Source organism: Fibrobacter sp. UWR3 (assembly GCF_900143055.1).
In the GTDB taxonomy this organism is placed as follows: domain Bacteria; phylum Fibrobacterota; class Fibrobacteria; order Fibrobacterales; family Fibrobacteraceae; genus Fibrobacter.
The window spans coordinates 1-17,010 of the sequence record NZ_FRCW01000013.1 but is presented as its reverse complement, the minus strand read 5'-3'; the positions used below and the strand labels follow the sequence as shown (position 1 = coordinate 17,010).

The following is a 17,010-nucleotide window of genomic DNA, read 5'->3' as shown; positions in this document are numbered from 1 at the left end:
CCATAAACATCCCTTGTCCCGGGCGGGGACCAATACGTTGTTAATCTAACATAATATATGTCAAAATTGCCTGCGGGGAACGTTATTTTTATTTACAAGTTGTCCATAGACAACGCCAGAAATGGCGAAATTTGCCCAAAAAACGGGTTGGGAACGTCTGCCCATGTTTACGCAAGAGTCCATTTATATGTGAAAAATGCTCCTGTCGCTAGCCTAAAGAGAGTATTTTTACAAAACGAAACACGAAAAGTCATTCTGGAGCGCCCGTCGGGAGCGAAGGAATCCAAGAGGAACAAGATGAAGGTCCTGAAATTTGCAATTCTCGGGTGTGGCCATATCGCCACGAAGATGGCCGCTGCGGTCAAGACTCTCGAAAAACGCGGTATGGGCGTGGAATGCTACGCGGTGGCTTCGCGCACGCTTGACAAGGCAAAAAAGTTTGCCGATGATTACGGGTTCGGTCGCGCATACGGCAGTTACGAGGAACTCGCGCAGGATTCTGCGGTGGACTTGATCTACATCGCGACACCGCATTCCGAACACTACAACAACATTTTACTTTGTCTGGAACACGGCAGGAACCTGCTCGTGGAGAAGGCCTTTACCGCGAATGCCCTGATGGCATCCGAAGTGATTGCCCTTGCCGAAGAGAAGGACGTGTTCATGAGCGAGGCGATGTGGACCCGATTCCTGCCTGCGGTGCAGATGGTGAAGGACTGGATTCTGGCCGGGAAGATTGGCAAGGTGGAAAGCGTGGAGGCCGACTTCTCGATGCCGCTTTCACATATCGGGCGCCTGCAAAAGCCCGAACTTGCGGGCGGTGCGCTGCTGGATTTGGGTATTTACAGCTTGACGTTCGCGGACATCTTCCTAACTGATCCTGAAATTTGCAGGGAGATCCCCGCCTCCGCGGGGATGACGTCGGGTGCGGAATGCGCGGGCATGACATCGGGTGCGGAATGTGCGGGGATGACATCGGGTGCGGAATGTGCGGGGATGACATCGGGTGAGGACTGCGTCGCGAATCATATCGTGCAGACGAAGACGAAGTGTGTCAAGTTCCATACGGGCGTGGATGCGACGGACTGGATCGACCTCGTGTATGCAGGCGGGCAGGTCGCTCATCTCAAGACGTCGATGGTGGCGTCGCTCAAGAACGAGGGCGTCATCTACGGAACCGCGGGCTTTATCCGTGTGCAGAACCTCAACGACATGGTGGAAATCCAGCTGTTCGATGTTGCCGGGACGCTTGTGGAATCGGTGAAGCCGCCCCGCATCGAGAACTGCTACGAATATGAGGTGCTGGGCTGCAAGGCGGCCCTCGAGAAGGGGCTCAGGGAATGCCCCGAGATGCCCCACAGCAAGACCATGCAGATGATGACGCAGATGGATAACCTCCGCGCCGCATGGGGGGTAAGCTACCCGTTCGAACTCAGCCCGGGCGAAGTCTGGAACCGCAGTGGCGACAAGTCGTTCCTTGAAGTTTATGACATCGAGACCGGCGAATCCAAGTTGCTCAAGAAATTCGACTGCGTTATCGAGGCGCCCAACTGGAGCGCCGACGGGAAGTTCCTCACGTACAATAGCGAAGGCCGCATTTACCGTTACGAGATAGAGACGGGCGCGATTACCGAGGTCCCGAGTTACTTTGTTGACAACTGCAACAACGACCACGTGCTCTCTCCCGATGGCGAAGGCTTGTACGTGAGTCACCACACCAAGGAAGACGGCCTTTCGCGCATCTACAAGATTTTCTTTGACGGCCGCATGCCGGTACTCGTGACCCCGCTTGCCCCGAGCTACCTCCACGGTGTTACTCCCGATGGAAAGATGCTCGCGTACTGCGCCGAACGTGCAGGTGAATATGACATCTACACGATTCCTGCTGCAGGCGGGAACGAGACGCAGCTCACGACCGCATTCGGACTGAACGACGGCCCGGAATACGATTGCGATGGCGAATACATCTGGTTCAACTCCGTACGCACGGGCCGCATGCAGGCTTGGCGCATGAGGGCTGACGGTTCCGAGCAGACGCAGATGACGTTCGATGCGCACTCAAACACCTGGTTCCCGCATATTTCGCCCGACCGCACGAAGGTCGTGATGCTTGCCTACCACGAGCGCGACGTGCGCCCTGGCGAACACGTGCCCAACAAGAACGTGGAAATCCGCCTGATGACGGGCAGCGATGATACAGGATGGAGCGAACCCCGCACTATCCTCAAGCTCTTTGGCGGGCAGGGGACGATTAACGTGAATTCCTGGGCCCCCGACAGCAGGCGCTTCGCCTACGTGCGGTACGAGCGCGGGTAACCCGCAATAAAATTCCAGTATAAACAAAACAGTCCGCTTCGGGCGGACTTGTTTGTATCTGGATGACGGGACTGGCGATGCGCCGGCCTTATTTCTTCTTCCTGCCCGGCGGTGTGGGCATGAACGGGTTCGAGGCCTTTGCCTTCTCGGTACTGGCGGCGCTGACGCTTTCCTGGCTCACCACGACGGAATCGCCGACGGATAGCCCCCTCAGAATCTGGATGTTCACGCCGTCGCTGATGCCGGTCTTGACCCTGCGGGGGGCCGCCTTCCCGTCGATGCTGACCCACACGTGGTCGCCCGCGGGTTTCTTCGCTCCGGCGCGTTTCTTGAACGTCTTGCCCGGAGGCCCGAACTTTCCGGAGCCGCCGGTACCGCTACCCGGCGGGCCGAAACCTCCTGGAGGCGGAGGCGGGAAATCTCCCTTCGCAAATGCGCTGTCGCCTGCGAGCGAGTCGCGGCCCATACGCGGCGGGCGCGGCATGTCCTTCGGGTCTGCCATCGGGGTACCGTCTGCGGGAGTAAACTTGAGTGCCTTCACGGGAATCGCGATGGCGTCCTTCACCTCTTGCGTCACGATGGTGCAGGTCGCCGTCATGCCGGGCAAGAGCTTCTGTTCCGGGTTCTCTGCGGTAATCACCACCGTGTATGTCACCACGTTGCTCGTGGTCGTCGGGTTCAGGCGTACTTCCTGTACCGCGCCGTTGAACGATTCTCCCTGGAACGCGTCGACGGTGAATATCGCCTTCTGGCCCTGCTTCACCTGGCCAATGTCGGCCTCGTCGATGGCGGCCATCACCTTCATCTGGCTTAGGTCCTTCGCGATGACGAACAGGGTTGGCGTGCTCATGGAGGCGGCCACCGTCTGGCCCACTTCTACCGCGCGCTTCAGGACCACGCCGTCAATCGGGCTCTTGATGGTCGCGTAGCTCAGGTTGAGCCTTGCCTGGTTCACCTCGTTCTTGCTGCGTTCCACGGCGAACTTTGCCGCGTTCATGTTGTATTCGGCAGTTTCCAGTTCCACGGCGCTCGCGGAATTGCTCTCCGAGAGTTTCTTCACGCGGTTGTAGGTCGATTCCTTGTACTTGTAGTCGTTTTCGGCGCTCCGGTAGGCGATTTCTGCCTGCGTGAGTGTCGCCTTGAGCTTCGACTTGTCGAGTTCGGCTATCACCTGGCCCTTCTTGACCTTGGAATTGAAATCCACGTAGATTTTCGCGATGTCGCCCGAGACCTGCGTACCCACTTCCACCTGGTCGACCGGCTCTAGCGTTCCCGTTGCCGAAATTGTCGTCGAAATCGTAGTCTGCGTGACCTTCGCGCTCACGAGCGGGCCCGCGGCGTCACTTGCCTTTTCCGTAAAGAAGAAGAACTTCACGCCGTAGGCGATGCCCGCAAGTACCGCGAGCACGATGGCGATTTTCAGCAATTTCTTCAAGATTTTCATAGATGCAGCCTAAAAAATAGAAAGTATTGCCCTTTTTCCGGGTATTTTGATGCCCGGCGGGCCAAAAAGGTTGCATGGGAAGCGAAAAACGCCTTCATTTGCTTATAAAATAAATTTTATATTAGGTCGCATGACGCGCATCAGAAAGAAAGACGACAGCTCCGAGGTCCGCAGCGTAACGCTGGTGGGGCTTGCCTGGAACGTGGTTCTTTCCGTGGGCAAGTTCTTCGCGGGCTATTTTGGGGGCTCTCAGGCGCTTGTTGCCGACGCCATCCACAGTGCATCGGATTTCATTACCGATATCGCGATAATCATCGGTTCCAAGTTCTGGAACGCGCCCCCCGATGCGGACCACCCGTACGGGCACCGGCGTTTCGAGACGCTCATCTCGGTGGGTATCGGGCTTGCCGTATGCGCGGTGGGTATCGGGCTCGGCTACAATGCCGTAATGGCCCTTGTAAACGGCGAGCAGTCGCACCCCGAGTGGATTGCGGCCGTGATGGCGGCAGTCTCCATCGTCGTGAAGGAGGCCCTCTTCCGCTATACGCGGGCGAAGGGGCGTGCCATGCGTAGCGAGGCCGTGGAAGCGAATGCTTGGCACCACCGGAGCGATGCGTACAGTTCCATTCCTGTTTTGATTGCGGTCCTGTTCGGGATAATTTTCCCGACGCTCTGGTTCGCGGATTCCGTCGGCGCGATTATCGTTTCTTGCTTTATCCTGCATTCCGGCTACGAGATTGCCTGGCCCGGGATTCACCGCGTCGCCGATGTGGGCGCGAGCGAGGAGGTCGCGCAGAAGTTGAAGGAAGTGGCGCTTGCCTGCCCGAACGTCATCAGCATACACGGGTTCCGCACGCGCTACGTGGGTTCTGACCTGCATGTGGATTTGCACGTGGTGGTGCCTGCCGAAATGACCCTCCTTGCGGCGCACGATTTGGCCGAGGATGTGGAACGTAGGCTCATCGACGCGGGCGAGAACGTGGTGGATGCGCTCGTGCACATAGACCCGTACAGCGAAGAGCGCGTAAGGCGCGGCGAAATCAAGACGCTTGAGCGCTAGGTCGCGCGGGCCGTCGTTTTCGATATTCCCGTCACCCTCGAAAATGTGGTACTACGATTCCAGTATTGAAAAATATTTTGCGGAAATTATCAAAATGACATTTTATGACGCTAAATTATTTTAGATTTGAACATGAAGAAATCAACAGGAGGCCGGTATGAACGACTTGATTTTACATCCTGAATATGAATCGCTACGGGCGGAGGTTGCCCGCCTCCGTGAAGAGATTGTCGTGGTGCGTACGCAGCTGGACCGTGCGACCGGCGTGGAAACTGAAGTTTTGAAGGCAGAATATGGCAAGCGGTTCGGTAGGCTCGAACTGGAACTGACGCGCAAGTACTACAGGTTCCGCCTGCTCCGGCGCCGCATTGACCTGGTGCGTTCTTACCTGAACCGCGGTGCCGAACCCGACATGGAGGCGATTGACGCGATTCTCGATGCCGAGGCGGAAGAGTACAACCAGGTCTTGCGCAGGAAGGCCGCCGATGCGGAACGGGCTTCCAAGATGACATTCCGCGAGTACAGCGACGAGGAGGCGGTACACGCCAAGAAACTCTACCAGCAGGTGGTTCGCGCACTGCACCCCGATTTGCACCCGGGTGCGACTCCCGATGACATCGCCTGCCTGCAACAGGCCGTGGAGGCCTACAACTCGGGCGATCTCGCTACCCTCGAGGCCATCGCCGTGCTTGTGGAATGCGGCGAGAAGAAGAACGATGAACCCTCGTGCATTGAATCCCTGCGCAAACGTTGCGAACAGTACCGCGACACGCTCTCGAAACTCGCCCTGCGGTTGAAGAAGGTGCGTTCCTCCTTCCCGTTTGACCAGGCGGAGTTGCTCTCGAAACCGGAGAACGTGATGAAACGCATTCAGGACCTGAAGGAGGAATGCACGAAGCTCGATGACCGCATCGCCGCGTGCGAAATTCACCTGCAACAACTGAACGGCGCCGTATAGGAGGCATTATGACGACAGAACTTGTAAATGCGGGTACGGCGGGCGGCATGCTTGCCTTGTTGCACGGCGAGGGAGGGCTCTCGATTCCGGTTCCCTTCGCGAGGTCGATACGCCTTCTGGATTCCTTCGTGACGGGCACGTTCTTTGTGAAGGGTATAGAATCCCTTGCACAAAAACTGCGCGAGGGCGACCGCCTTACCCTGTTGCGGGAACCTGACAACCGCTACGACAGGTATGCAATCGTGGTGAAGGACGGCGCGGGCAACAAGCTCGGGTACATCCCGCGCAAGAACAACATTGTCCTTGCGAATCTGATGGATGCGGGCAAGTCCATATACGCGACCCTTACCGGCAAGAGTTCGGCGTATTCCTCGGTAAACCTTTCCATCGGGATTTTCATGGAGGAATAATCCCGGCTCCCTGCAAAAAATGTGTAAATTTAGGGCATGAACGCCATCTTGAAATATGCACTGAAATGCGCCTCGGTTCCGGCGCTTGTCGTTTCGCTTGCAATGCCCGCACAGGCGGGCGTGAATCTCCCTGTCCACAAGGAGGTTCTCGACAACGGGCTTACGGTGCTGTTGCACCCGAACAGGCAGGCACCCACGGTGAGTTGCCGCCTGTTCTATGTGACGGGCTCGGTGCACGAGGTTCCGGGCAAGTCGGGCCTCGCGCATATCCTGGAGCACGAACTCTTCAAGGGCACCAAGAAGGTGGGCGTTACCGACAGTATTGCCGATGCGGCGTTCATGGCGCGCGAGGACAGCCTGCAGGCGCTTATCCGTCCGGCAAGGCTCGCGGGCGATACCGCGACCGTCAAAAAACTCACCGCCGAGCACGATTCCCTCCTGAATGAACAGCGCAAGCTCTTTGTGAAGGATGAACTCTGGGGCGCCTACCAGTCCGCGGGCGGAACGGGCCTCAATGCGTTCACGACCGACCTCATGACGGCCTACATCGTGACTCTCCCGAAGGACAAGATCGAACTTTTCATGTGGCTGGAGTCCGACCGCATGCAGAACGCGGTATTGCGCGAGTTCTATTCCGAGCGCGACGTGGTGCGGGAAGAACGCCGCATGCGTTACGACGACAAGCCCACGGGCCGCTTCTTCGAGACGATGAATTCGCTTATCTACGAGGCGTTCCCCTACCGCGTGCCGACCATCGGGTGGCCGTCCGATATCATGAACCTCACTCGCGAGATGGCCGACGAGCATTACCGCAGGTACTACAAGCCGCGCAACGCGATTCTCGTGCTGGCGGGCGACCTGGATACTGCCTCCACGATGGAGATGGTGAAGAAGTACTTCGGCAATATCCCTGCGGGCGAGGCGTTCCCGCCGATTACGGTACGTGACCCGGAACAGGTGGGCGAGAAGCGTTTTACGCAGGTGCGCCCCGATGCGCCGAACCTGTATTCGCTCGTGTTCAAGACGGCCGAAGTGGGCGACCCGAGTCTCTATGCGCTCGATATCGCGGAAGGCGTGCTGAACGGGCGCTCGGGCAGGCTGTACAAGCGCCTGGTGGAAGAGGAAAAACTCGCGGTGAGCGTAAAGGCGGGCAACAGCCCGAACAAGTATGTCTCCGAATTCTCCGTGATGGCGAGTATGAAACTCGATGCGGATGTCGCGAAGGTCGAGAAGATTGTGTGGGAAGAACTTGAACGGCTTAAGAACGAACCCGTGAGCGAACGCGATTTCCAGAAGGTGAAGAACCACGCCTACGCGGGGCTAATCCGCAGCTTTACCGACATGGAGAACGTGGCGACGATGCTTGCCTGGTACGAGATGTACGGCGACTACCACATATTCCTCAATTGGGCTGACGCCCTCGAGAAGGTGACTCCCGCGCAGGTGCAGGAAGTCGCGAAGGCGACCTTCGTCCGCGACCGCAGTGTCGTCGGCATCTTGAAGAAAAACCGCTAGAGTCCGGAAATTTCCACGACCTTCTTGTTGTTCGTAGAACCGAGCACGACCTTCACGTCGCGCTTGTGCACCTTGAAGTGTTCTGCCAGCAGTTCGCAGATGGCCTCGTTCGCCGCCCCTTCGACCGGGGGCGCCTTCACTTCGACCTTGTAGCTGCCGTCGGGGAGGGCGGTTACGCTCTCCCGTTTGCTTCTCGCATGTACCTTGATGTTTATGCGCATGGGTGGCGTGTGACCGTTAGGCGAGCACGTTGCCTATGGAACCGATCGGCTGGGGTGGCTCGCTGCCCTGGTTGCGCTGCGGTGCGGGGGCCTGGAATTCGCGCTGGTCGTTTTCCATGGCGGCGAGGAGTTCCTCCTGCCCGCGGATAAGGGCCCTGCAACGGATAAAGTAGTTGCTGCGGAGCTGCTTCAACTGCTCGATTTCGGCGCGCAGGTCTTCAGCCTGCTTCTTGGTGGACTCCACTTCGCGGACCGCCCTGGCCTTCGCCTCGGCGATGATGAGTTCCGCTTCCTTCTCGGCGCTGGCCTTTACCTCGTCCACGGTGCGCTGCATCGTGATGACCGCGTCCTGGATGGTCTTTTCGATTTGGCGGTAGTAGTTCACGCGTTCTTCGGCTATCTTCAGGCGTTCGGTCAGGTCGGTACGGGTGCGCGACAGCTGTTCGAATGCGGTGGCTGCCGTATCCAGGAATGCTTTGACTTCTTCGGCGTCGATGCCACCGAGGGATTTCTTGTGGAATGTCTGGTTGCGGATATCGAGCGGTGTGAGTTCCATGAAAGCCTTCCGTTTTTCGTTTCTACAGGGAAAAATATAAAATTTTCAGGATTTTATATGGCAATTACATGTTTTTCAAGTTATATTATGGGGTTAGAAAGGAGCGGCCCATGATTGCGGTTCTGAAAAAGAAGTGGAATAACCTCGAAACCCTGGAACAGAAGCTGTTCTGGATTATCCACGTCATCTTTACGGTGGTGTCTTTTTCGGGCGCACTCATCACCGTGGTCGAGGATGTGAGCAACCTCGCCGAACTGATGTGCTTCATTGACTTCGTGATCTGCATCCTGGTTGCGCTTTTCGTGATGCGCACGTCGCTTTATTCGGTCGGCTTTTTCTTGCTGATATTCTTCTACACGGCCGTTTCGACACCTCTCCTGTTTTTCCTCTGTTCGGGGGTCGATAGCGCCATGCCCTATTACATGCTGGTGGGCCCTTTCCTGAGCAGCTTTATCAGCAACCGCAAGATACGGTTCACGTCTGCGGTGTTGACCATGCTTGTAGGCGTGACTCTCTATGTCTTGGCGTGGTTCTTCCCGCACCTGCTGATGCCGCCCCCGAGCAAGGGAATCGTGTACCTGGACTTCTCGGCCAACTTCGTGCTTGTGGGTGGAGCAATCTTCTTCATCTGTTCCTTCGCCATCAATGCCTATGTTCGTGAACGCGTGCAGCGCGAGCGTCTGGTGGCCAAGCTCGATTACCTCTCCAAGCACGACGACCTGACTGAACTCTACAACCGCCGCTTTGTAATCCAGTACCTCGAGAATATCGTGTGGCACAGCCGCGACCGTTACTACATGTTCATGTTCACGATCGACGACCTCAAGGCCCTGGGCGATTCGTTCGGGCATGTCGTGGCCGACCGTATCGTGTGCAACGTGGCGCATGCCCTCTGGGAAACGGTAAACGAGGGCGTTGGGGAATGCGGTGCGCGATATGGCGAGGAAACCTTCCTGTTCATTATGGCTGCCGATTCCGACGTGGATGCCTTCATGCGGGCGGATGCCTTCCGCGAGAAGATAAGCGGGTTCATCTGGAACAACACGCCCGATGTGCGCATATCGATTAGCGGGGGGATAGTGCCTTGCCGCGACGAGAACGAGTTCGACCGCGAACGCCTGCTCAAGAAGGTCGATGCCCTGCTGGACGGGTTCAAGTCGCGCGGCAAGAACCAGGTGCGCATCTTCATGGATGTCGGCTAGCCGGGGCCGCGGGCTGCGCCTTCAAGCCTCCTCTATGTTGATAAATTGTTGATTAGTTGGGGCTGTCCCTGTGGTAATCCCCGTTTCGGTGGCGAAAAGGGCATTTCGTGGCTCTCGACCCCTTGATTTATGCGGGTATTTTACTATTTTTGGGACTCAAAATTTTGCACTAAAAAGGTTTTATCATGAAAAGAACATTCCAGCCTCACAATCGTAAGCGCGTCAACAAGCACGGTTTTATGGCCCGTATGGAAGACCGCTGGGGTCGTGCCGTTTTGAGCCGTCGTCGTGCCAAGGGCCGCAAGCGCCTCACCATCAGCGATTCCATCTACAAGAAGTAAGCCGGGGTTGGCCTAATGGCCGCTCTGCGTTCTTATCGGCTGCCCAGTCAGCCGGCTTATCGGCAAGTAGCCGTCCAGGGAAAGTTCATCCGCACGCCATCACTCTCGATGCGTTGGATTGAAAGCCCGGACGGTTTTTGTCGTTTTTGTTTTTTGGCGAAAAAGAAGAACGGCAACGCGGTCTACCGCAACAAGTGCCGCAGGATTTTGCGCCCGCTGTTCTTCGGGATGGTACCTTCGATAAAGAAGCCCGTCTGGGCGATGGTCATCGTGACCGACCCTTCGGACGTGATGACGGCGGAACGCCTCCGGGAATCCGCCTTCAAGATTTTCCGCAAGATGGAATGGCGGACCGATGCCGCGGGAGCTCCGGATGTCGAAGGCTAGGGATTTCGTGGTGGAGGCGCTGGTGTTCCCGATAAGGCTTTACCAGCGGATACATCCCTATTTTTTTCGGGGAGTGTGCAGGTTCTACCCGACATGCTCCCAGTATGCGATAGAGGCTTTCCGGGTCCACGGGCCCTTCAAAGGTTTCTATCTTGCGGTTTTTAGGATTCTGAGATGTAACCCCTTCTGCAAGGGCGGTATCGACCCGGTCCCGCCCAGAAAGGAAAAGAAATGAACAAGAATACCCTTATTGGCTCCATCCTGATGGCCCTGATTGTCTTCGGCTGGATGTACATGAACAAGCCGAACGAAGAGGCGATGGCGAAGGCAAAGGCGAAGAAGGCCGCGGCCCTCGTCCAGGATTCCGTAGCGGCCGCCAAGCCCGCCGGTAACCTGGTACTCCCGTCCAATGTGGCCCCCGAAGAGAAGGCCGCGCCGGTGCTCTCTGCGGTGGCGCCTGCCGAGCCCGCTGCCGTGGATTCCGCGGTTGCCGATTCTGCCGTAGCCGACAGTGCCGCCGCGGTTGCCCCGAAGGCGCCCGAACGCCGTACGGTGACGGTCGAGACCGACAGGTTCGTGATGACCCTCGACGGCAAGGGCGGCAAGATCAAGAGCCTCATCGTGAAGGCGCTGAAGGATACCGCGGGTAACTACCCCGAACTCTTCCTGGATACGGCGGAAGGCGCGCTCGACCTCACGATTGACGGTGCGAACCTGAGCGACGCCGTGTTTGCGACGGACGCTCCCGAATGGATTACGGTGGATAGCGATACCAGCGTGCAGTTCACGTTTACCGACGTTCAAGGCAGCCAGGTTGTCCGCAGCTATGGCTTTACGAAGGACGGCCCGGCCGTGCGCCAGGAAAACAAGTTTGTCGGGTTTACCCCCTCGAAGTACGAACTCGCCTGGAACGGCGGCATGAAGGAAACCGAGTCCATCCCGAAGAGCAAGGGCTTCATGGGAATCGGTTCCGGCGGAACGTACTACTACAGCGAAGTGATTTTCAATGCGGACAACTCTGTGGAACGCGAAATGAGCCGCGATTCCCTCAAGAGGTTCAACGGGGAAAAGAGCAAGATTGCCTGGGCGGGCCTTCGCCGCAAGTACGTGGCCATGACGGTGCAGTTCGACGAAGCTGTGCCTGTCGTCATCGATGCGACGCGCATGGAAGTGAAGGACAACGAGGGCGACCCGGGTACCTACAAGATTTCTCTCAAGGATGATCTGCGCGGAAGCAATACGCTTGCCTACAACGTGATGGTGCTCCCGCTCAAGTGGGATGAACTTGCCGCGCTGAACCAGCAGTACGAAAAGGTTATCGTGACGGGCTGGCAGTGGTGCGGTGCCGACGTGTGGTTCGTGTGGATTTGCAAGATGCTCCTCAAGCTCCTGAACTTCCTCTACGGGCTTATCCCGAACTATGCGGTGGCGATTATCCTGCTTACGATTATCGTGCGTGCGGTGACCACGCCGTTCACCCTCAAGCAGATGAAGGCGACCCGTGGCATGGCTGCGCTCAAGCCCCAGATGGACGAGATTAACGTGAAGTACAGGAGCGACCCGCAGAAGAAGCAGGCCGCCATGATGGAACTCTACGCGAAGAACGGCATAAACCCGCTCCAGAGCTGCACGGGCTGCCTCCCGATGCTCATTCAGATGCCGATATTCATGGGCCTCTTCTTTGTGCTCGGGCGCGCCATCGAACTGCGTGGCCAGCATGCGTTCCTGTGGGTGACGGACCTGAGCCGTAGCGACGTGGTGTGGAGCGGAATTTCCATTCCTATCATCATGCCCTCGGGCCTCGCGATTCTCCCGTGGATAATGGTGGCGACGATGTACTTCCAGACGAAGGTCACCATGGGCAGCAATGCCGCGATGGACCCGGCCCAGCAGAAGATGATGATTTGGATGATGCCCGCGATGATGCTCCTGTTCAGCGCAGTGATGCCCTCGGGCCTTGTAATCTACATGATTGTCTCGAACATCTGGGGCATTGTCCAGTACAAGTTGATCAACCGTAACCTTGCCCCCGCAGGCGCGACCTCCGACAAACTGAAGGGCAAGGACGTGAAAGACGCCGAAATCGTCAAGAAGAAATAATTAAGCAATAGTCCGGCGATAAACCGCGCCGCTAGGCGCCCACGCAAATAATCCGCTATACCATAGGTATATGATTTGAATGATGCGGATTATTAAGTGCCGGGAGAGTCTTAGGGAGGGGGTGGACCCCCTCCCTTGTCTTATCTGTACTCGTCACCTTCGAGGGTTTTGCCGAGCATTTTGTACTTCGCCTTGATGGCGGTGCGGAGCAGCGGCCACCCGACCTTGTCGAAAGCCCCTTCCCACACGAGGTCTGCCCCGTGCTTCAGGCTTGAATCAATCGGGGTAGGAATCCACGTTTCGTCGAAATCGGGTGCGAGGCCGGCGCTCTTGATGATGCCGGCATAGTCCACATTGAGCAGTTTCTTGTACCCCATGCGGATAAAGTGCTTCTTTTCGCTGAAGGTGAACCGGCGCTGCAAAAGTTTCCGCTTGATGAATCCCGCCCCCTGCTCGATAAGTTCTTGCGAGGCGAATAGCGGTTTATCCTTGGTGCGGTAGATGCTGTCGATGCTGACTTCAGCTTCTGCGAACTTTTCGCTGAGGCCCACTTCCATGAGCCTTACCGTGCTCTCGAAGTCCTCCTGCTCGGGCGTCTCGAAGAGGTGCATGAAGAATGCCCCGAGTGCGGGCTGCTTCATATACAGGAAGAACGACTGCAGGTGCGGCGCAATCTCGTCGCTCTGCGTGAGCGATACCACGTCGGCATCGCGCTTTTCCGCTTCGGCGAAGAACTTCGCGAAGTTGTCCTGGAAGTAGACGATGGAGTCGTTCAGGACCAGAAGGCGGTCGAGGCTTCCTATGGCGCCCTGTGACCCGTTAGAAGCCGGGCTCTGTACCTTGAGTTGCAGGTAGCGGTGCCACATCCCGAAATCGAACCCGTGGTTTTGCGTGAGGAAGAGTTCGATATCGTTGTCGGCGATGAACTTGAGCGATTCTTCCGAAAGGGGGCGCTCGTTCGTCAGCAGTACTACGTGAAAGTCTGTCTGTGCAAGGTGCGAGAGTGCAAACCTCACGTAACCGGGGAGGGTTTCCCCGGTCTGGTAACTTGCATAGAGCGCGACTTTCTTGTATGCTGCCATAACTATTCCTGTTTACCTTCTCCCGCGCTTGCCACGGCCCCCGCGTGCGTCGGTCTTGCGTGCCCGCGGCTTGCCGCCGCCGGCTCCGCGACCGCCCCTACCTCCACGGGCGAACTCGCCCCTGTCGGCAAAGGCCGCCTTGCGCCTCTGCTCGCGATTGCGTGCACGGGGCGGCATGTAGCCGTTGTCAAAATCGTCTTCGAAGTCGTCGGGCTGGCTCACGTAGCCGAGCGCTTCGGCGGCCGCAGCGCGGTCCGCGCGTTCCTGCACGTCGCGGGATTCGCCCTGGCGGCGGCGCTTCTTGGGTTCGCTCGAAATCTTCTCGAGGATGCTGAAGTCCGCCTGGCCGCGCAGCGGGTCCACGCGGAGGAGGCGCACCTTCACGATGTCGCCACGACGGAACGTGCGCCCGCTTTTTTTGCCGAAAGCGAGGCCCTGGTCCGGATTGAACACGTAGAAGTCGTCACCCGCGATGTCGCGGAACCGCACCAGGCCCTCGGCAATGGGGTCCTTGATGCTCACGTAGATTCCCCATTCCTCGATACCCGTGACGCTTGCTTCGAAGTCGTCGCCGATGCGGTTCTTCAATATCCAGCAGCTGCACACCTTGATGGAAATGCGTTCCACCTTCATGTTCTTGATTTCGTTTGCAGAAATCAGGTCGCAGACCTCGATCACGCTGTTCGCGCGCTCGGCGTTGATTTCCTTGCCCTTGCGCGCAAGTTCGCGATGGCACCAGAGGTCGGCATAACGGCGGATAGGGCTGGTGAAGTGGCTGTAGTCCTGCCAGTTCAATGCAAAGTGCCCGAAGCTGTTGCTGTCGTAGTGCGCCTTCTGCATGCTGCGGAGGATACGGTTCATGAGCGTCTCGTCGTCGCCGGCGCGCTTTACCAGGTGCTGGTACAGCTTGAAGGCGACCGGGTTCAGGTTGGTATCGCCACTGCGGGGCTTGCCCAGGTCGCGCAGCATCACGGGTGCATCCTTGAACAGGTCGGGGTACATGTAGTACAGTTCCATGATGTCCTTGGTGTCGGGCGCCTCGTGGATACGGTAGATGCCCTGCAGCTTGCGCTTGGAAAGTTCCTTCGCACAGCAGTTGTTCGCGATGAGCATGCACTCCTCGACCCACGAGTTACTCTCGTCGGTCTCGCGCGGCACAATCTGCACGGGTTCGCCTGCCTCGTTGAACTTGCAACCGTATTCGGTGCTCTTGAATTCGAGCAGGCCTTCCTTGGTGCGGTTCTTCTTGAGCATCGCGGTCACTTCGGCGAGCGCCTTGATGGAATCGTCGCCCGCCTCCATCATCTTGACCGCTTCCTGGTAGGTAATGCCCTTCGATACGTTCACGATACTCCTGTGGAAATCCCTGCTGAGCACGTTCGCCTGCTTGTCAAGTTCCATCATGCAGGTGAATGCGCAGCGGTCCACGCCTTGGTGCAAACTGCACACGCCGCTCGAAAGCTTTTCGGGGAGCATGGGCACCGCCGTCCACGGCAGGTACTGCGTGTAGCTGCGTTCAAGCGCTTCCTCGTCGAGGTCGCTCCCTTCGGGTACATAGTAGCTCACGTCGGCGATATGCACGCCGAGCCTGTATCCGTTCTCGGTGCGTTCCACGCTGATGGCGTCGTCATGGTCCATGGCGCCTTCGGGGTCGATGCAGAGCACGTCGAGCTTGCGGTAGTCGACACGACCCTTGAAATCCTTCGGACCCGGTTCCTTGATGCCTTCCACGAACTTCTTGATGGCGGGCGAGAAGTCCTTGGGCAGGTTGTTCTCTTCCATGAACTTCGTCTTGACTTCATCCCACGAAATGTTCATCGCCTCGGCGCTGCGGTCCACCTTCGCGAGGTAGCTGTGCTTGAGTTTCGGGTGCGGGTACAGCGTAAAGCTGATGGTCTCGCCTTCCTTGCCCGGCGCCTGCCTGCGGTGGCACATCTCGTACACCTTGCCGGTCTCGAGTTCGTGCACTTCCCACTGCTCGTCGCCAATCTGGTGCAGTATGCCGCGCTTCACGCGGGTCTCGTTTTCCTTGTCGTTTTGCCTGCGGCTGCGGGCGGCGGGCCTGCGGTTGTCTTCCGCACCCTGTTCCGCAATCTTCTTGAAGCGCTTCTCGCGCTTTTCCTCGAGGCTCTCGCCGTCGCCGAGCTGGTATTCCTTGTGGCTCGTGCGCTTCAACAGCCCGCGTTCCACCATGTCGGCAAGCATCTGCTTGAACGCCATCTTCTGCTTCTTGGGGAGCCCGAGTGCTCCACGCAGCTGGCTCCCGACCATCGGCTCGTCGCGCAAAATTGCAATAATCTGTTCTTCACTGGGTAAACGCTGTGCCATATCAGGCCTCCTTTGTGCCGCTTTCGGCATCTAATTTCGCTTGTGCAAGTTCCGCTTGCTTGTAGGGCATCGCCGACTCCACCAAATCGTGCAGTTCGTCGCGCAGTTCTGCCATGCTCTTGTCCGCATAGTCACTGGCCTTCACCATCGGGTGGATAACCATCCTGACTTCGCCACCACGGATGGACCACTTGACCTTCGGGAGAATTTCCCCAGTGTTCACGAGCGTGATGGGCAAGATGTCGAAGTTCTGGTCCTTCGCCATGCGGAAGATTCCGTTCTGGAACTTGAGCATGTGGCCGTCTTCGGTGCGGTGACCTTCGGGGAACACGGCGAAGTTGTAGCCCTTCGCGATGCGTTCCGAGACAAGCTTTCCCATGCCGGCATTCATGCGCGGGTTCTTGTGCACGGGAATGCAGCCGATGGTGCTAATGACCCAGCCGAAAACGGGTGCCTTCCAGAGGCTTGCCTTCGCCATGAAGGCCGCGTTGCCTATCGCGGGCCAGATGACGTTTATGTCGAGGAAACTCTGGTGGTTCGCCACGATGACAAAACCCTTGCGGCCTTTCGGGATGTTCTCTTCGCCTTCTATCTTTATCTTGATTCGGAACAACTTAAAAGCGATGTTCTTGAAGAAGAACTGGCAGACGTTCGTGATTTCTTCCTTGTGTCCGCGAATGTATCCTTTGTAAATAATGTAGGGTACGCCGAGGATAATCATGCCGACAAAGACGACGAGGTAGTAAAGGGTTGCAAGTATTGCGCGCATAAACCAATCCGTGTTGTATTTCTGCTCATAATGTATATTTTTTAGACCGGAAGGGGAACGGAAAATGCTAATTTTCGCCATCATTCCATTCAATAAGGAGGAAATATGAAAAAGTTCGTACTCGCCCTTGCGGCGCTAGCCACGTCGGCACTCGCTGTTTCTCAACCCCACACGCATGACGGGTTCTTCTTGAATCTCACATTGGGCTTGGGTTACCAGAATTTCGGGTCTATATGACAAAAAGGTACCTGAAAAACAGGTACTTTTTGATTATATGACATTTGGGTACCTGAAATCGTCCGCAAGCCTTTATCTACTTGG

The 17,010-nt window shown here is 57.2% G+C and carries 17 protein-coding genes and 1 pseudogene; 12 read left to right on the top strand and 6 right to left on the bottom strand.

The window, feature by feature from the left end:
• Positions 1-57: 57 nt before the first annotated feature.
• Positions 58-657: pseudogene (locus tag BUA44_RS16165) on the top strand (Gfo/Idh/MocA family protein); the annotation flags it as partial.
• An 834-nt stretch (positions 658-1,491) separates the two neighbouring features.
• Positions 1,492-2,316: a TolB family protein gene (locus BUA44_RS16160; RefSeq protein ID WP_369806421.1), complete on the top strand. Its 825-nt coding sequence runs from the start codon at positions 1,492-1,494 to the stop codon at positions 2,314-2,316.
• Between the two features lie 88 nt (positions 2,317-2,404).
• Here BUA44_RS16160 and BUA44_RS13860 read toward each other — a convergent pair whose 3' ends face one another.
• Complete coding sequence (locus BUA44_RS13860) at positions 2,405-3,760, bottom strand: efflux RND transporter periplasmic adaptor subunit (protein WP_072813243.1); 1,356 nt, start codon at positions 3,758-3,760, stop codon at positions 2,405-2,407.
• 130 nt (positions 3,761-3,890) lie between these two features.
• On the opposite strand from BUA44_RS13860, the gene BUA44_RS13855 reads away from it, so the two are divergent.
• The 4 genes from BUA44_RS13855 (at position 3,891) to BUA44_RS13840 (ending at position 7,703) form a co-directional block, all read left to right on the top strand.
• Positions 3,891-4,820 (top strand): cation diffusion facilitator family transporter, encoded by a 930-nt coding sequence (locus BUA44_RS13855; RefSeq protein ID WP_072813240.1) that lies wholly within the window; start codon positions 3,891-3,893, stop codon positions 4,818-4,820.
• Between the two features lie 157 nt (positions 4,821-4,977).
• Positions 4,978-5,778 (top strand): hypothetical protein, encoded by an 801-nt coding sequence (locus BUA44_RS13850; RefSeq protein ID WP_072813237.1) that lies wholly within the window; start codon positions 4,978-4,980, stop codon positions 5,776-5,778.
• Positions 5,779-5,786: 8 nt separating this feature from the next.
• On the top strand, positions 5,787-6,188 hold the full coding sequence (locus BUA44_RS13845) for an HIRAN domain-containing protein (protein WP_083535420.1): 402 nt from the start codon (positions 5,787-5,789) through the stop codon (positions 6,186-6,188).
• Positions 6,189-6,224: 36 nt separating this feature from the next.
• Positions 6,225-7,703 carry a M16 family metallopeptidase gene (locus BUA44_RS13840; RefSeq protein WP_083579645.1) on the top strand — a complete coding sequence of 493 codons (1,479 nt, stop codon included), beginning with the start codon at positions 6,225-6,227 and terminating at the stop codon, positions 7,701-7,703.
• On the opposite strand, the gene BUA44_RS13835 is transcribed toward BUA44_RS13840, so the two are convergent.
• Positions 7,700-7,924, bottom strand: coding sequence for a DUF167 domain-containing protein (locus BUA44_RS13835; RefSeq protein ID WP_072813235.1), 225 nt, complete (start codon positions 7,922-7,924; stop codon positions 7,700-7,702). The genes BUA44_RS13840 and BUA44_RS13835 overlap by 4 nt on opposite strands.
• A 16-nt stretch (positions 7,925-7,940) precedes the next feature.
• On the bottom strand, positions 7,941-8,480 hold the full coding sequence (locus BUA44_RS13830) for a DivIVA domain-containing protein (RefSeq protein ID WP_072813232.1): 540 nt from the start codon (positions 8,478-8,480) through the stop codon (positions 7,941-7,943).
• Positions 8,481-8,590: 110 nt separating this feature from the next.
• On the opposite strand from BUA44_RS13830, the gene BUA44_RS13825 reads away from it, so the two are divergent.
• The 5 genes from BUA44_RS13825 to yidC all read left to right on the top strand — a co-directional run bounded on the left by BUA44_RS13825 (position 8,591) and on the right by yidC (position 12,510).
• Entirely contained in the window at positions 8,591-9,682 is a 1,092-nt protein-coding gene (locus tag BUA44_RS13825) for a GGDEF domain-containing protein (protein ID WP_072813229.1), read from the top strand.
• Between the two features lie 185 nt (positions 9,683-9,867).
• Positions 9,868-10,023: a 50S ribosomal protein L34 gene (rpmH, locus tag BUA44_RS13820; protein ID WP_072813226.1), complete on the top strand. Its 156-nt coding sequence runs from the start codon at positions 9,868-9,870 to the stop codon at positions 10,021-10,023.
• A 15-nt stretch (positions 10,024-10,038) separates the two neighbouring features.
• Positions 10,039-10,410 carry a ribonuclease P protein component gene (locus BUA44_RS13815; RefSeq protein ID WP_072813224.1) on the top strand — a complete coding sequence of 124 codons (372 nt, stop codon included), beginning with the start codon at positions 10,039-10,041 and terminating at the stop codon, positions 10,408-10,410.
• Complete coding sequence (gene yidD / locus BUA44_RS13810; protein WP_072813221.1) at positions 10,397-10,645, top strand: membrane protein insertion efficiency factor YidD; 249 nt, start codon at positions 10,397-10,399, stop codon at positions 10,643-10,645. The genes BUA44_RS13815 and yidD overlap by 14 nt, the downstream gene beginning before the upstream one ends.
• On the top strand, positions 10,642-12,510 hold the full coding sequence (yidC, locus tag BUA44_RS13805; protein WP_072813218.1) for a membrane protein insertase YidC: 1,869 nt from the start codon (positions 10,642-10,644) through the stop codon (positions 12,508-12,510). Before yidD ends, yidC begins: the two co-directional genes overlap by 4 nt.
• Before the next feature lie 140 nt (positions 12,511-12,650).
• On the opposite strand, the gene BUA44_RS13800 is transcribed toward yidC, so the two are convergent.
• The 3 genes from BUA44_RS13800 to BUA44_RS13790 are packed head-to-tail and all read right to left on the bottom strand — an operon-like array spanning position 12,651 to position 16,689.
• Positions 12,651-13,592: a rhamnan synthesis F family protein gene (locus BUA44_RS13800; protein ID WP_072813216.1), complete on the bottom strand. Its 942-nt coding sequence runs from the start codon at positions 13,590-13,592 to the stop codon at positions 12,651-12,653.
• A 12-nt stretch (positions 13,593-13,604) separates the two neighbouring features.
• Complete coding sequence (locus BUA44_RS13795; RefSeq protein WP_072813214.1) at positions 13,605-15,920, bottom strand: ribonuclease R family protein; 2,316 nt, start codon at positions 15,918-15,920, stop codon at positions 13,605-13,607.
• A 1-nt stretch (position 15,921) separates the two neighbouring features.
• On the bottom strand, positions 15,922-16,689 hold the full coding sequence (locus BUA44_RS13790; RefSeq protein ID WP_072813212.1) for a lysophospholipid acyltransferase family protein: 768 nt from the start codon (positions 16,687-16,689) through the stop codon (positions 15,922-15,924).
• A gap of 105 nt (positions 16,690-16,794) precedes the next feature.
• On the opposite strand from BUA44_RS13790, the gene BUA44_RS16020 reads away from it, so the two are divergent.
• Complete coding sequence (locus BUA44_RS16020) at positions 16,795-16,926, top strand: hypothetical protein (protein WP_255370576.1); 132 nt, start codon at positions 16,795-16,797, stop codon at positions 16,924-16,926.
• Positions 16,927-17,010: the final 84 nt, after the last annotated feature.